Origin of the sequence: Anabaena sphaerica FACHB-251 (genome assembly GCF_014696825.1) — a bacterium.
GTDB lineage: Bacteria > Cyanobacteriota > Cyanobacteriia > Cyanobacteriales > Nostocaceae > RDYJ01.
Genome location: NZ_JACJQU010000005.1, coordinates 185,798 through 199,695, shown reverse-complemented (window position 1 = coordinate 199,695; position 13,898 = coordinate 185,798). Strand labels below are relative to the sequence as shown.

Below are 13,898 nucleotides of genomic sequence, written 5' to 3'. Positions count from 1 at the left end.
CACTACTGTCACCTGTCACCTAACTTTAGTGAAAATTAGCATTGTGTCGAATCAAATTCATAAATTCTTCGCGGGTGCGTGCATCTTCTGAAAATACACCACGCATTGCACTGGTGACTGTCCAAGAACCGGGTTTTTGTACACCGCGCATCACCATACACATATGAGTTGCTTCTATCACTACTGCAACACCTTTGGGTTTGAGTAATCCTTGCAGTGCATCTGCAATTTGTAAAGTTAGACGTTCTTGCACTTGCAAACGTCTTGCATACATTTCACAAATGCGGGCAATTTTTGATAAACCAATGACTTTACCATTAGGAATATAAGCTACATGAGCGCGGCCAATAACTGGCAAAATATGATGTTCACAGGAACTGAAAATGTCAATATCCCGAACTAACACCATTTCATCAGCACTCTCTGTAAACACTGCTCCATTTAACAATTCATCCAAGGATTCATGATATCCCTTGGTGAGAAATTGCAAGGCTTTGACGACTCTTTTAGGAGTATCTTTCAACCCTTCCCGGTCAGGATTTTCTCCTAGTCCAATCAGCAAGGTTCGTACAGCTTGCATCATTTCTGCTTCTGTTACAGTGGGTTGTTGCTGAGTTGATAAAGATGACACAACTTGAGCAGCAGAATTGAGATCGGGACGAATGGATAAAGTCATTGTTTGCGTTGAATTCGATAAATTATTTGTTGATTAATAGCTAATGCAACATGAATAACTATTAACTGTTAGGGGCGATTTCTTAACACTTCTTTATCATAGCAAACTATTATTAAGTTTTGTATAAATTTCGTTTTTATCCAATTTTCTACCAATGAAAACTACCTGATTTTTAGGTGAAGTTTGCCATTCATCAGCGTGTAAGCTGTAACGGGGTCCACTCAGTTGAAAAATATGGCGCAACTCACTATCACTAAACCATAAAATGCCCTTGGCTCGAAATACGTTCTGTGGCATTTCTTCAGTGAGAAAATTCTCAAATTTATTCACGTCAAATGGTTGATCTGATTGAAAAGAGATTGACACAAAGCCATCATTTTCTAAATGATGGGAGTGATGATCATGATTTTCATGGTTATGGTGATGATGTTCATGATTTTCATGCTCATGGTGGTGATGTTCATGATGTTCATGATTTTCATGATTTTCATGATCATGATGATGGTGTTCATGTTCGTGAGTATCTTCTACATCATCGGTAATATACTCATCTTTTGGTGTTAAACCCACATCTAAAATTAGAGGTAAAGCGACTTGACCATATTGAGTATGTAAAATTCTCGCTCCGCTTTTTACATCACGGATAAAATTTTCTACTTCTTCCAGTTTGTCTCGGTTAACAAGGTCGGTTTTATTCAGGAGAATAATATCTCCATAGGTAATCTGTTGTAAAGCTGCTTCACTCTGAAAATGTTCTTCATTAAATGTCTCTGCATCTACAACAGTAATAATGGAATCTAGGTTTGTTAAATCTCTAAGTTCTGTCCCTAGAAAAGTTAAAATTATTGGTAATGGGTCAGCTACTCCCGTGGTTTCAATGACTAGATAATCAATACGTTCTTCTCGTTCTAAAACTCTATACACTGCATCAACTAAACCATCATTAATGGTACAGCATATACAACCATTGCTGAGTTCTACCATATCTTTATCTACAGTAACTAGCAATTGACTATCAATATTAATATCACCAAATTCATTGACAAGAACTGCAACTTTTAAATCTTGTTTATTTTGCAGAATTTGATTTAAAAGTGTGGTTTTTCCACTTCCTAAAAATCCGGTAATGATACTAACAGGCATTCCTTGTTTGGGAATATCTATGTTTAGGCTTGATATTGGTGCTGTTAATTGACTCATGATCTGTTTAATGAATGCAATTTACAAATGATAATCGTTCTCAGAATAGCACAAAAAAGTTGTTTAAGCTCACACCTGAAAATTTTGGGTTAGCTGGCTTTGACTTCAGTAATACTAGGTGAAAAAGCTACACTGGGCTTAACAATGGCGGGAACGATTTTCTCACAGGCCATTCTTGCACCGGATAAATTTCTAGCTGTTGGACCCACTTGCAATGCTGCTAAACCACCCATGATAAATAATTCACAGCCAGGCCAACGCAGATAAGTATCTAAAACAGGTAAACCGTTAACTATTTGGGTGGGATAGGCGGCTAAAATGTCCTGTAATAAGGGTTCTGTGGTGACATCGAATTTAGTACCTGTGGCTAACCAAATATAATCAAAGTTGTAAATCTTGCCGTTATTACATTCTATCTGCCAGTTATTACTTAACCATTCGGCTTTGACTATTTGACAGTTTTCATCAATTATGATATTACCACGATGCTTTTCTTTGCGTAATTGTGTAGCGATCGCAGGTGTGATAGAACCACCATTTCTAGCTTGTTGAATTAGCATCCACCGTTGTTGCCAATTTTGCTCAAAAAATCCTTTCAGATATTTGGGACCTAACCAACCCGGTGCAGCGTCAAATAGCTTTTCTGATAATTGTCGGCGCATCATTAAGTGAACTTTTGCACCACGGGAAATTGCACCGACGGCTAAATGTCCACTGGTTAAACCACCACCGACTATTAAAACTCTTTGACCTGCTAAACTGTGATATTTCCGTAAATCTACAGTGTGAGAATGGCTGAGTCTATCTTGAGAATACACTGATTTAATCTGATTCACCCAATCAGGGATGTGTATTTTACCGCTACCGGTTGCTAACACTACCCGCCGTGCAGTTACCGTTTGTCCATCTGACAGCCCTAATTGAAATTGAGGACGTAAATGATCTAAAAGGGGTTTAATCCTGGTTACAGCTAAAGGAATGACCTGATCCTGTAACTGATAGGATGCTATAACATCCTCGCAAAAATCCGCAAATATTTTAGTTCCAGGTAAGTCATAGGGGGGAAAAAGTTCCTGAGAACGAGATTCAGAAAATTTCCTTAAAGCGAAGGGGTTAGAGTGGGGATGATGAACAGCTGGGGATCGCAAATGGGGAATTTCTAAAGCTGCAAATTGCTGTTTCCACCGACTCATCCATGTACCACTAGGATCGAATACAGCGAATTTACCTTTAATAGATTGGCGTTTTTGCAACAGATGGGCAACTAAAGTTAGTGCATGAGGTCCAGCACCGACAATTGCTAAGTCAGTTTTCATCATTAGTTATTAGTCATTGGTCATTGGTCATTAGTCATTAGTCATTAGTTACTCGTATTTATTCTGAACTCCTGTAACTCCTGACTCCTGAAAAGTTACATCAACATCAAAGCGACTTCTTTAGCGAAGTAAGTTAAAATTAAATCAGCACCAGCCCGTTTCATACTGGTTAAAGTTTCTAAAATCACCTTTTTCTCATCTATCCAACCATTAGCGGCTGCGGCTTTGATCATTGCGTACTCGCCGCTAACGTTGTATGCTGCAACTGGTAAATTAGTATTGATTGTGACTTGATGGATAATATCGAGATAAGCTAGGGCAGGTTTCACCATGACTATATCTGCACCTTCGGCTATATCTAATTCGACTTCTTTTAAAGCTTCTTTGCTATTACCAGCATCCATTTGATAGGTTTTTTTGTCGCCAAATTTGGGGGCTGAATCTAAAGCATCCCGGAATGGTCCATAATAGGCTGAGGCGTATTTTGCTGAGTATGCCAAAATACCGACATTGATATAACCTTCTGCGTCTAAAGCTTTACGAATTGCCCCGACTCTACCATCCATCATGTCAGATGGAGCGACAAAATCAGCGCCGGCTTGAGCTTGGGAAAGTGCCATTTTTACCAACACTTCAACGGTGGGGTCGTTCAAAATAACACCGTTTTCATCGACTAAACCATCATGACCATGTGTGGTGAAGGGGTCAAGGGCAACATCGGTAATCACGATGATTTCGGGAACTGTTTTTTTAATAGCTTTGACAGTTTCCTGTACTAAACCTTCTGAGTTGTAGCTTTCTGTACCTGTGTCGTCTTTTTGGTTTTCTGGGATAACTGGAAAAAGTGCAACAGCACCAATTCCCAATTGTGACACTTCTGAAATTTCTTTCAGCAGTAGATCCAAAGAAAAACGATAACATCCCGGCATGGAAGCGATTTCTACTTTTTGTCCTTCCCCTTCCATCACAAACATCGGATAGATCAGGTCATCTACTGTGAGTGTCGTTTCCCTGACCATTTTCCGTAGGGTTTCCGTTCGACGCAGACGACGGGGACGGTGAACCAAATTTAATGACTGATCAGTATTTGAATTTGCAGACAGCATACAACCTTAAAATTAAAGCTTTTAAAAATGATAATCATTATTATAAAGTATATGCTGAGAATTTTTACTTTTCTTTTGACTTTAGGACTTACGCAAGATTGGAATAAAAACCTGATTCTTGCGTAGGGGTAATTCATGTAGCTTGCTTGCCCGTTGCGGTATTACCCCTACTTTCGTTCTGTTTTGCATAAGTCTTGTGCTACTGAAGGAGAGTTTTACTCCTGACTCCTGAATTCTGAATTCTGACTTGATTGCTCCCTCAGATTCTCTGATTGTGCTTTCATAGAGATAGGTGAAGTTTTGTAAACAAGATTGACTACTATCATTACGCCCACAACAACTACACTGCCAACCGCTTGGCATTGCCTAGATCCTATTTGGCAAGGTGGAGAAGAGGAGATACAGAAAGGGTTGCCTCATACTCAGTTAGCACCAGCATGGCAATTGCTGCTATTGGGTGATGGTTCTCCCACCAGACACTTACAATTACTCACTTGTGAGCCAATAGAAGTGGATGTCATCGATATGTCTTTGATTGGCATAAACTCGGATAACGCCCCTAACTTAATTGAAACAGTTCCAGGTCCACGACTGCGCCGACAGGTATGGCTGCGTACTTCCTCTGGTAAAAGGTTGGGTTATGCTACTTCCTGGTGGGAAGCTAGTCATGTAGATGAATTTTTGCAAAACCGTTCATTACCAATTTGGGCGAGTTTAGCTCGTATCCGTACAGAGTTATATCGAGATATTCGAGGAATTTACTACGGTTACTCAGCCGCGCTGGAGTCAGGCTTTGATCAAGTTGGTCCTTTTTGGGGTCGTCATTATTTATTTTGGCATCATGGACAGCCTCTAACCTTAATTTATGAAGTTTTTTCACCTTATTTAACTAAATATTTGGGTCCGACACAGTTGAGTGCTGATGGTGAATGAATTAGGATAAAACCACTCACTGAGAACCAATGATTTGCAGTCAGCATTTAAATGGTGACTAAGCCCTTTGGGCAGGGAACAGGGAACAGGGAACAGGGAACAGTCGTAAAATCCTGCCCGAATAATGGGTTTCAAGCTCCTAAATTTATGGATGAGAAGAGGTAAAAACATTTGTCGAAAGACACTGACTCTTCGGAAATCCCCGCGTCTTCAGACCGGGGAAGCTTAATGACTTTGTTCTCGTCAACAACAAGATTTCCGACTACTATAACAAGTCGGGAATCTTAACCGTATTCAATTATAGGTATCAGTTGCTATGGCACTACCTATTGTGTCTGGTGTGATGAAGAAAAAAAAGAAACCGTCTTTGGTGCTGACGCTATCAGCTGCTGGGTTATTGATTGGTGCGGGGAGTGCTGCATATTGGTTTTTTACCCAGGGACAACCATTTTCTAGAGATTTGCCAGTTGGTGCCAATATTATTCCTCAAGATGCCTTGTTTGCAGTTTCCTTGACAACGGATACTCAACACTGGAAAAAGTTACGGGAGTTTGGGACACCAGAAACTCAAAAGGAACTGGATAAAAATTTAATACAGCTGCAACAACGCTTGTTGACTAATAATGGTTACAACTTCGAGAAAGATATTCAACCCTGGGTTGGAGATGAAGTGACGATAGCCGTTTTGGCTCCTCCAGTGGGGAATGCTCCAACCAAGCCAGTAGCGACTGATGCTGATACTTCTGAGCAGTCAATGGTGATGGTGCTGCCGATCAGAAATCCAGAAGTAGCCAAAAGTATTTTGGCACAACCTAAACCACTTAAACAAGGTAAATGGATTGAGCGCACTTATCAAGGAATTCCGATTAAACAAACTGAAGGACAAGCTGGGGAAAAGCTGTCCGCCGCATTAATAGATCAGCGTTTTATTGTGATTACAGATAATGCTAAAACGACAGAAAGGACGATTGATGCCTATAAAAATAAAGCATCTTTAGCCACATTAGGAGGCTTTGCCGTAAATTTCTCAAAAACTGCTGGTTATCAACCTTTTGCTCAATTTTATGTAAATGTACCGATAGCTGCCAAAATAGCGACTACGGCTCCTAATCGGCGTTTACCTGCTCAGGTGCTGACGCAACTCCAGAATAACCAAGGTTTGGCGGGAACTATCACTTTAGAACCACAAGGAATCCGTTTAAAAGGTGTTTCTTGGTTAAACCCCAATAGTAAGCGCGTGCTGGCAGTAGAAAATAAAGCCGGAAGTATGCAAAATCGCCTCCCCAGCGAAACCTTAATGATGTGGTCTGGTAGTAATTTAAAGCGTTTATGGGCAGACTACGTTTCTACTTCTAGGGGAAATCCTTTCTCACCTATCAAGCCTGAACAACTGCGACAGAGTGTAAAATCTTTAACAAATTTGGATTTAGATCAAGATTTTCTAAGTTGGATGCAAGGGGAATTTTCAGTTGCAGTCATTCCTAATACTCCAAAAGATGCTACACCAGATAATTTTCGGGCGGGTTTAGTGTTTATGGTTAAGGCCAGTGATGCTAAGGGCAATTTACGTCAATCTGCTGAAACTGCTTTACAAAGTCTTGATGATGTGGTTAAAAATCAATACCAGTTTAAAGTTGAGTCAGCTAGTGTTGCAGGTAAACCTGTTGTTAACTGGATTTCACCTTTTGGGACTTTAACTGCTACTCATGGTTGGTTAGATGGAGATGTGCTTTTCTTCGTCTTGGGCGCTCCGATCAGCTATAAGATCGTTCCCAAACCTGGCAATACACTAGCCAGCACTCTCTCTTTTCAACAAACGATTTCTAAAGAGTCGAATCCAGCTAAGGGTTTATTTTTCTTAGATATGGAACGGACGGTTAAAAGTTTTACTCTCAATACTGCGTCTCCCAGTCAACAAGCTTTACTGGCTGCAATACGAACAATAGGGGTGACAACTGCTGTCAACGATAATCGTAGTCAGCAATATGACATTTTTTTGGAACTGAAAAAAAATAAATAACGTCAGTTGTCAGTTGTTATTATCCCCAGTCCGCAGTCACTCATCACCCATTACTAATGACCAAAACTAGATAGGATCAAGATAGTCGGAATGGAATCAGTAAAAAGTGGTCAGGGTTTGAGTTAAATTGATTCTCTAACTTGGTCTGATAACTGATAACTGATAACTGATAACTAATAACTGATTCACTAGGGAGAAGTGTTTATGAATCTGGTTGTACTCCAGAACTGGCTAGATAATGCCTCCTTTGCTGTCTTATTCTGCACTATGCTGGTGTATTGGGTGGGGGCGGCTTTTCCGAGTTTATCGGTGACTGCGGCTTTGGGGACGGCTGGAATGGCGATCGCCAATTTGTGTATTGCTGCCTTATTAGGAGCAAGATGGATTGAAGCTGGTTATTTTCCTCTCAGTAATCTCTATGAGTCTCTATTTTTCCTAACTTGGGGAATTACTGCTGTCCATCTCATTGCCGAAAATACGAGTCGTAGTCGCTTGGTAGGGGTTGTAACTGCTCCTGTAGCGATGGGGATTACAGCTTTTGCTACTTTGACTCTACCATCTGAGATGCAGGTTTCAGAACCGTTAGTTCCGGCTTTAAAGTCGAATTGGCTAATGATGCACGTTAGCGTGATGATGCTGAGTTATTCAGCTTTGATGGTGGGTTCTTTGTTGGCGATCGCTTTTTTAATTGTGACACGCGGCCAAAATATTCAATTACAAGGTAGTTCCGTTGGTAATGGTGGTTATCGTAGCAATGGTTACAAACTACTCAAAGCCGGAGAGTTAGTGACTCAACCCCCAACACCTCCATCTGAAAATAATGGTTTTTCCCGGTTGGAAAGTAGTAACAACGGTAATGGTACTGCTGTTTTGGATGTGGTTAAAACTACGCCTATTTCAACTGCTGAAATTCTTTCCCCCCAACGTCTCACCCTCGCAGAAACACTAGATAATATTAGCTATCGCGTTATCGGGTTGGGATTTCCCCTACTGACAATTGGTATTATTGCCGGTGGTGTTTGGGCTAATGAAGCTTGGGGTTCTTATTGGAGTTGGGACCCAAAGGAAACTTGGGCTTTAATTACTTGGTTGGTTTTTGCAGCCTATCTACATTCTAGAATTACTCGCGGTTGGCAAGGTAGAAAACCTGCTATTTTAGCTGCTGCTGGTTTTGTTGTGGTTTGGATTTGTTATTTGGGTGTGAATCTTTTGGGTAAGGGTTTACATTCTTACGGTTGGTTTTTCTAACCCACATTCTGCACTCAGTGGTGTCACTATCGGGTTTCAGATACCCGACTTCTTGAAGAAGTCGGGTATCTTGTGGCTTCTTGTAGCTGATTAACTGAACAAGAAATTAGCACCAAACAGGTTCATATTCACATTCGCACAAACAAAACCAGATGTAGCGGATAAAGTAGCTAATAACTCACCTGTACCAAAACCTGTGTTACCACCAATACCATCACCAATTCGGACTTCTGTATTTGCACCCAATGTAATCACATCAAGGTTAGTAATACCTGAGAAATTCAGTTTATCACCACCGACACCACGCATAAATTGATAAATTGTGTCTGCACCATCACCAAAAGCATAGTTAACATTATCTACAGCATTATCATTTAAACCTAAATACAGGATATCGTTACCTAAACCACCATTGAAGGTATCATTATTTGCACCACCAATAAGGATATCGTTACCACTAGTGCCTATCAGAGTCAGACTGGAAGGATTACCGATTTTGCCATCACCATTAGCATCTATACCAAAAACAGTTTCTTTACCCCAAGCATCAGCAGAATTTAATGCTCATTGTCCTTCAGAAGAAACCCAATTCCAGTTATTATCTAAACGCCAAATATGCAAATAGTTTTCAGCCACATTTTTCCAAAGAACTTCATTAACTCCACTGACGGTTTCTGCGGCTAGAGTTTGCCAGTCTGAACCGTAGATGTTTTGGTAGATTGGTTGCCCACCATTTTTAATACCGATTGGGCTATTTGTTCCGAACTGGGTAAAGTATTTGTTTGTTGGATCTGTGACTAATTTGGTATTACCTGCTGCTTCAATCGCAATATATTCAGGTAAATCACCAATATTAATGGTTAATTGTTTATCAAAGAATAACCCACCTTGATCTGTTGATTGTACCCGAATACTATAACTACTCTTAATTTCGTAATCAAAAACTTTATTAGCTTTGAGTTGATTCCCGACAATAATTAAATCGCCCCAACGAGCATGATCTAGGTCAATTAGAACTTCTGCGTGTTCGACTGAAAATGTGTCTGTGACTGAAAGGCTACGGGTTAAAGTGCAGGGAACAGGGAACAGGGAACAGGGAACGGGGAAGAGGGTTTTGGTGAATTTACTTTTTGTTACATACTTCGGTTTTTTCCCGCCGACTTACTTAGATTTATATTCACTGTGAAGTGTTCATGAATTTCCAACAATAAGTATAAAATTCAATAAAGAGTAATACTCTATAATTAAGGAATTATACTTACCCACTTAGAACCAGTAAATTGAAACCTGTTAAAATGTTGGGACTTTGATAGGATCTCCTGGTATCCAAAATTTAAAATCCAGTTGATTTCAACCTAAAAAACGAAATTATCTTGTGCTGGAAATCGTATATAAGTTTACTCAGTATTAGTGATCTACTAGAGTTTTAACGATACCAGTAAAACTTCTCTTTGTTCTGACTAGCTTTAGTTCGAGAAGCAAGCCTAATTTTTGCTTTTGTGACTTAGTATTTAATGATAATGTGACTGACATATTTGCTTACAGGTGTCAACCCCAAAACAGGGATTTAGATTTTAATATCACTTACGGGAGTGTCACAATTGCCCAAATTCTACTAGTGACAGAGAATTATTGATGTTAAATTGATGTAAAATAGTCACAAACGTGAACTAAACACCTACTCATATAAGTAAAATCAAGGATGAATCAACAAGAGTTTGAACACATATTCGACAAGCTGACAGATCGACGCAAACAAGTATTGCAAAAAATACTAGCTGGTGAGACAGATGGGGATATAGCTGAAGCCATGAACATTGGAGAAGCATCTGTCAGAAAATATATTGAAAGAATATGTTACGAATTTGGGCTGAGTAATGAACCTTCTGATACTCGTCGTTACAAACGCTCAGACTTAGTTGCCTTGTTTGCTAAATACAAACCAGAGTTATTAACTGACCCTCAATCTAAATTCACAAAAGAAATAGCCGAAAATACTGATGAAGATAATGAAAAAATTATTGATTCCATCTTACATTTGCTATTAGTTAATCAACCTAAGTCAGAAGATTTGAAAAGGTTGATCAATCGACTAAGCTTGAATGAACAAGAAAGAAAACAAATTGCTAAATCTTTCAATCAAATAGGACATAAAAACTACGTCAGCAATGATTTTACCATTGCTGCATCTTATCTAGAATTAGCAGTAGAATTTAACCCAAACTATGGTTCTGCTCACTATAATCTAGGAGCAGCTTATGAAAAGTTAGGCAATTTAGATGGGGCATTTCGTCACTATCAGATTGCAATTAGATATCAAAATCGCGCTGCTGATGCTGCTGTTAATAACTTAGCTCGTTTGCACATTCTCCAAGGAAATAGTGCAGATGCTGTGAAACTTATTGAACCAATTTTGTCAAGGGTGAAAGATGATACAGTTAAAGTAGCATTGCACAAAAATATTGGCTGGGCATATTTTCAGCAAAATTTTTATCACCAAGCAAAAAAGCATTTACTCATCTGTGTGAAATTAGAAAATGATTATGCTCCGGCTTATTGCTTATTAGCACAAGTCCAAGCAGCACAGGGAGATCAGGAAAGTGCGAGAGAATCATGGCAAAAGTTTCTAGAAATTTACTCCCATGAGCAGCAACTTAAAAAAGTCCGTTGGCAATTACCAGAATTAGAAGTTTGGAAGCTTGATGCAGTCAGAATTCTTCATTCTAGAACCAACTGATTTATATCAGATGAAAGTGCCTCTACCATTTAGATAAATACAGATTAATTAGAGAAACTTTCATCTATATAAACCACTATTATTCCTTATTTGTAGGAAATTTAAATCATCTATATTGCTTTCTCCCGATTGATGAGAAAGGCATTTTGAGCAATTAGTTAGGTGGAACTATTGGATCATCATCCTCATCCCCTCGCTGATAACCCTGTGTAAACAAAATATTTTTTATTTGCGATGATTGCACTGACATGAGCTGCAAAATATCATTTTGTCTGCTGATATTCACAACTTCTGTCGATGCTAACACCATGTTGACAGAGTTAGGACTTGTAAATCCAGGAATAGAACAATTAATTGAAATCTACAAAGGACATCCATTAGCTTTAATTCTGGCTTCTGAACCAATTAAAAATATTCATAATGGACAAATTTATGAATTTCTGGAAGGAACAATTTATATACCTGATGTGAACATGGGATTACTTGATAAACTTTTTTTTTATTTGAAAAACTTAGAAATTCAAATTATGCAAAAATTAGCAATAGCTACAGAGCCACTATTAGTTTCTCAAATATCTCAATTTTTCCCCTCCACCTCTCTGGGAGAAATTAGTCAAGCTATAGGTCATTTATGGCAACTTCGTTTGATTGAACAAGCTGATATATTAGCAGGAGATAAAATACTTTGGGTTCTAAATCCTTTAATTAAAAGATATATTAAAAGACGTTATAACTAACTTATTTTCAAGGTTGATTACATGAGACAATTCCGCAGAAACTTTCGTAAATACCCCATTAGGGCTAAAATAATATTTATGATCTTGATATTTAGTTTTACTGTCTGGGGATATTGGATTATTCATCCTCAAGATAATTTATTTATTGGGTTATATAATCATTATTTTTCTAATACTTGGTGTAAAAATTTTGAAATAAATGACAATTTTAGGACTTACGCATTGACAGAAAGGAACAAATAAGGGGTATGGGTTTCAGGGATTTAAACCTGGGTTTTTGACAATTTTTTAGCGATCGCTATTGATCTGAATTTCATCCTCCAAAGCCTGAAACAACCTAATTTCGTTCAAACACATGACGGTCAATTTGTACAGTGCGTAAGTCCTATAATCCTAATTTCAATGTTATTACAGCAGTAAATCAAGCGATTAATCTAGGTGCAAATGGGTTGTTTATCGACCCCGAACTTAATCAATTAAACACAGCAATTAATTTAGCGAATTTCAATGATGGCAGATTAGTTTTATTTGGCGAAGCAACTATATATACTAAAGAAATATTACAAGGACAGGTTGAAGGATTAGTGCTAGTCACCCCGTGGCATCCCGATTTAAATCCGTCTTTTGCCCAAAATATGCAATCTTTTTGGGGTGGTGCGGTTAACTGGCGGACAGCGACGGCTTATGATGCAACACAAGCTATTATTGCTGGGTTGCAGAAAAAACAAACTCGTCAGGGGTTACAACAAGTATTGGGAAGTAGGGGGTTTACTGCTATAGGTGAGAATGGTGAAATTAAGTTTGATTACGATTCAGGCGATCGCATCGGGACTCCAGTTCTTGTTAAAGTATCTAATAAGGACTTTAAATCTATCCCTGTCAAGTAAAATCATGCACTAGCTTCAACAGAAAAATGAGCTTATGGACTCCTCTTCACGCCCAAATACATCGTACCATTCGCGCCCGTGATTTATTTGCACGAAACCAAAAGCTATTAGTCGCAGTTTCCGGTGGACAAGATTCTTTATGCTTAATTAAATTATTACTAGATTTACAGCCAAAATGGGGATGGAGTTTAGCTATAGCCCATTGTGATCATCGTTGGCGTGAAGACTCCCAAGCAAATGCTCATCATGTCGAAAATTTAGCACAAACTTGGAATACACCTTTTTATTTAGAAACAGCTACAAATCCTGTTAATAGTGAAGCGACTGCTAGAAATTGGCGATATCAAGCTTTAACTCAAATTGCTGAAGTTCACAATTATCAATATATTGTCACCGGACATACGGCAAGCGATCGCGCGGAAACTCTATTATATAATTTAATGCGCGGTACTGGTGCTGATGGTTTACAAGCTTTAACTTGGCAACGTCCACTAACTAACAACATCCTGCTAGTTCGTCCACTCTTGGCAGTTACCCGCAGCCAAACTGAGCAATTTTGTCAAAACTTTAACTTGCCAATTTGGGAAGACTCGACAAATCAAAATTTACAATATGCGCGAAATCGCATTCGTAACGAACTCATCCCTTATTTAAAAGAAAATTTCAACCCCCAAGTAGAAACAAATTTGGCTCAAACAGCCGAACTCCTACAAGCGGAGGTAGAATATTTAGAACAAACAGCCCGTCAATTGCGTTTACAAGCCTCAGTAAAGGGAGAGAAAGGTGATTTACAAGTAAATCGTCGCTTTCTAAAAACAGAACCCCTAGCTTTGCAACGTCGGGTAATGCGTCAGGTACTCCAAGAAATATTACCTGATGCTCCCAACTTTGAACACATTGAAAAAATCACAGCTTTAATTACAGCACCGAATCGTTCTCAAACTGACCCTTTTCCTGGAGGTGCGACGGCAATAGCAGAAGGTGACTGGATCTGTATCCAGAAGAAGGATAAATGAGTATTTTTCACCTCTCATCCTT

At 38.9% G+C, this 13,898-nt stretch carries 14 protein-coding genes; 8 read left to right on the top strand and 6 right to left on the bottom strand.

What is annotated here, in order from left to right; translation table 11 throughout:
- Positions 1-25: 25 nt before the first annotated feature.
- From folE to hemB, 4 genes are all read right to left on the bottom strand, one after another.
- Positions 26-676 (bottom strand): GTP cyclohydrolase I FolE, encoded by a 651-nt coding sequence (folE, locus tag H6G06_RS11620; protein WP_190560199.1) that lies wholly within the window; start codon positions 674-676, stop codon positions 26-28.
- 96 nt (positions 677-772) lie between these two features.
- Positions 773-1,876: a CobW family GTP-binding protein gene (locus H6G06_RS11615; protein WP_190560197.1), complete on the bottom strand. Its 1,104-nt coding sequence runs from the start codon at positions 1,874-1,876 to the stop codon at positions 773-775.
- Between the two features lie 89 nt (positions 1,877-1,965).
- Positions 1,966-3,195 carry an FAD/NAD(P)-binding protein gene (locus tag H6G06_RS11610; RefSeq protein ID WP_190560195.1) on the bottom strand — a complete coding sequence of 410 codons (1,230 nt, stop codon included), beginning with the start codon at positions 3,193-3,195 and terminating at the stop codon, positions 1,966-1,968.
- A 92-nt stretch (positions 3,196-3,287) separates the two neighbouring features.
- Positions 3,288-4,298, bottom strand: coding sequence for a porphobilinogen synthase (gene hemB, locus H6G06_RS11605; RefSeq protein WP_190560193.1), 1,011 nt, complete (start codon positions 4,296-4,298; stop codon positions 3,288-3,290).
- Positions 4,299-4,610: 312 nt separating this feature from the next.
- Between hemB and H6G06_RS11600 the strand changes: the two genes are divergently transcribed.
- The 3 genes from H6G06_RS11600 to ccsB all read left to right on the top strand — a co-directional run bounded on the left by H6G06_RS11600 (position 4,611) and on the right by ccsB (position 8,499).
- A complete protein-coding gene (locus H6G06_RS11600; RefSeq protein WP_190560191.1) occupies positions 4,611-5,231 on the top strand; it encodes a chorismate lyase in 621 nt (206 codons plus the stop codon).
- A gap of 316 nt (positions 5,232-5,547) precedes the next feature.
- Positions 5,548-7,251 (top strand): DUF3352 domain-containing protein, encoded by a 1,704-nt coding sequence (locus H6G06_RS11595; protein WP_190560189.1) that lies wholly within the window; start codon positions 5,548-5,550, stop codon positions 7,249-7,251.
- 204 nt (positions 7,252-7,455) lie between these two features.
- Positions 7,456-8,499 carry a c-type cytochrome biogenesis protein CcsB gene (gene ccsB, locus H6G06_RS11590; RefSeq protein ID WP_190560187.1) on the top strand — a complete coding sequence of 348 codons (1,044 nt, stop codon included), beginning with the start codon at positions 7,456-7,458 and terminating at the stop codon, positions 8,497-8,499.
- 90 nt (positions 8,500-8,589) lie between these two features.
- Here the strand turns inward: ccsB and H6G06_RS27380 are convergent, their stop codons facing one another.
- Positions 8,590-8,808, bottom strand: coding sequence for a hypothetical protein (locus tag H6G06_RS27380; protein WP_242039667.1), 219 nt, complete (start codon positions 8,806-8,808; stop codon positions 8,590-8,592).
- Positions 8,809-8,959: 151 nt separating this feature from the next.
- Here H6G06_RS27380 and H6G06_RS11580 point away from each other — a divergent pair, with 151 nt between their 5' ends.
- Positions 8,960-9,124 (top strand): hypothetical protein, encoded by a 165-nt coding sequence (locus H6G06_RS11580; protein WP_190560185.1) that lies wholly within the window; start codon positions 8,960-8,962, stop codon positions 9,122-9,124.
- Here H6G06_RS11580 and H6G06_RS27990 read toward each other — a convergent pair.
- Positions 9,064-9,246 carry a hypothetical protein gene (locus tag H6G06_RS27990; RefSeq protein WP_338422936.1) on the bottom strand — a complete coding sequence of 61 codons (183 nt, stop codon included), beginning with the start codon at positions 9,244-9,246 and terminating at the stop codon, positions 9,064-9,066. The two genes, H6G06_RS11580 and H6G06_RS27990, sit on opposite strands and share 61 nt — an antisense overlap.
- A gap of 955 nt (positions 9,247-10,201) precedes the next feature.
- Between H6G06_RS27990 and H6G06_RS11570 the strand changes: the two genes are divergently transcribed.
- The 4 genes from H6G06_RS11570 to tilS all read left to right on the top strand — a co-directional run bounded on the left by H6G06_RS11570 (position 10,202) and on the right by tilS (position 13,876).
- Positions 10,202-11,236 carry a tetratricopeptide repeat protein gene (locus H6G06_RS11570; protein WP_190560183.1) on the top strand — a complete coding sequence of 345 codons (1,035 nt, stop codon included), beginning with the start codon at positions 10,202-10,204 and terminating at the stop codon, positions 11,234-11,236.
- Positions 11,237-11,544: 308 nt separating this feature from the next.
- Entirely contained in the window at positions 11,545-11,973 is a 429-nt protein-coding gene (locus tag H6G06_RS11565) for a hypothetical protein (RefSeq protein ID WP_190560181.1), read from the top strand.
- 374 nt (positions 11,974-12,347) lie between these two features.
- Positions 12,348-12,860 carry a type 1 periplasmic-binding domain-containing protein gene (locus H6G06_RS11560; RefSeq protein ID WP_190560179.1) on the top strand — a complete coding sequence of 171 codons (513 nt, stop codon included), beginning with the start codon at positions 12,348-12,350 and terminating at the stop codon, positions 12,858-12,860.
- A 26-nt stretch (positions 12,861-12,886) separates the two neighbouring features.
- Complete coding sequence (gene tilS / locus H6G06_RS11555) at positions 12,887-13,876, top strand: tRNA lysidine(34) synthetase TilS (protein WP_190560177.1); 990 nt, start codon at positions 12,887-12,889, stop codon at positions 13,874-13,876.
- The last annotated feature ends 22 nt before the right edge of the window (positions 13,877-13,898 follow it).

Bases quoted from the DNA above. Each gene is read 5' to 3' on its own strand.
- folE (WP_190560199.1), bottom strand. From the start codon at position 676: ATGACTTTATCCATTCGTCCCGATCTCAATTCTGCTGCTCAAGTTGTG.
- H6G06_RS11615 (WP_190560197.1), bottom strand. From the start codon at position 1,876: ATGAGTCAATTAACAGCACCAATATCAAGCCTAAACATAGATATTCCC.
- H6G06_RS11610 (WP_190560195.1), bottom strand. From the start codon at position 3,195: ATGATGAAAACTGACTTAGCAATTGTCGGTGCTGGACCTCATGCACTA.
- hemB (WP_190560193.1), bottom strand. From the start codon at position 4,298: ATGCTGTCTGCAAATTCAAATACTGATCAGTCATTAAATTTGGTTCAC.
- H6G06_RS11595 (WP_190560189.1), top strand. From the start codon at position 5,548: ATGGCACTACCTATTGTGTCTGGTGTGATGAAGAAAAAAAAGAAACCG.
- ccsB (WP_190560187.1), top strand. From the start codon at position 7,456: ATGAATCTGGTTGTACTCCAGAACTGGCTAGATAATGCCTCCTTTGCT.
- H6G06_RS27380 (WP_242039667.1), bottom strand. From the start codon at position 8,808: ATGCGTGGTGTCGGTGGTGATAAACTGAATTTCTCAGGTATTACTAAC.
- H6G06_RS11570 (WP_190560183.1), top strand. From the start codon at position 10,202: ATGAATCAACAAGAGTTTGAACACATATTCGACAAGCTGACAGATCGA.
- H6G06_RS11565 (WP_190560181.1), top strand. From the start codon at position 11,545: ATGTTGACAGAGTTAGGACTTGTAAATCCAGGAATAGAACAATTAATT.
- tilS (WP_190560177.1), top strand. From the start codon at position 12,887: ATGAGCTTATGGACTCCTCTTCACGCCCAAATACATCGTACCATTCGC.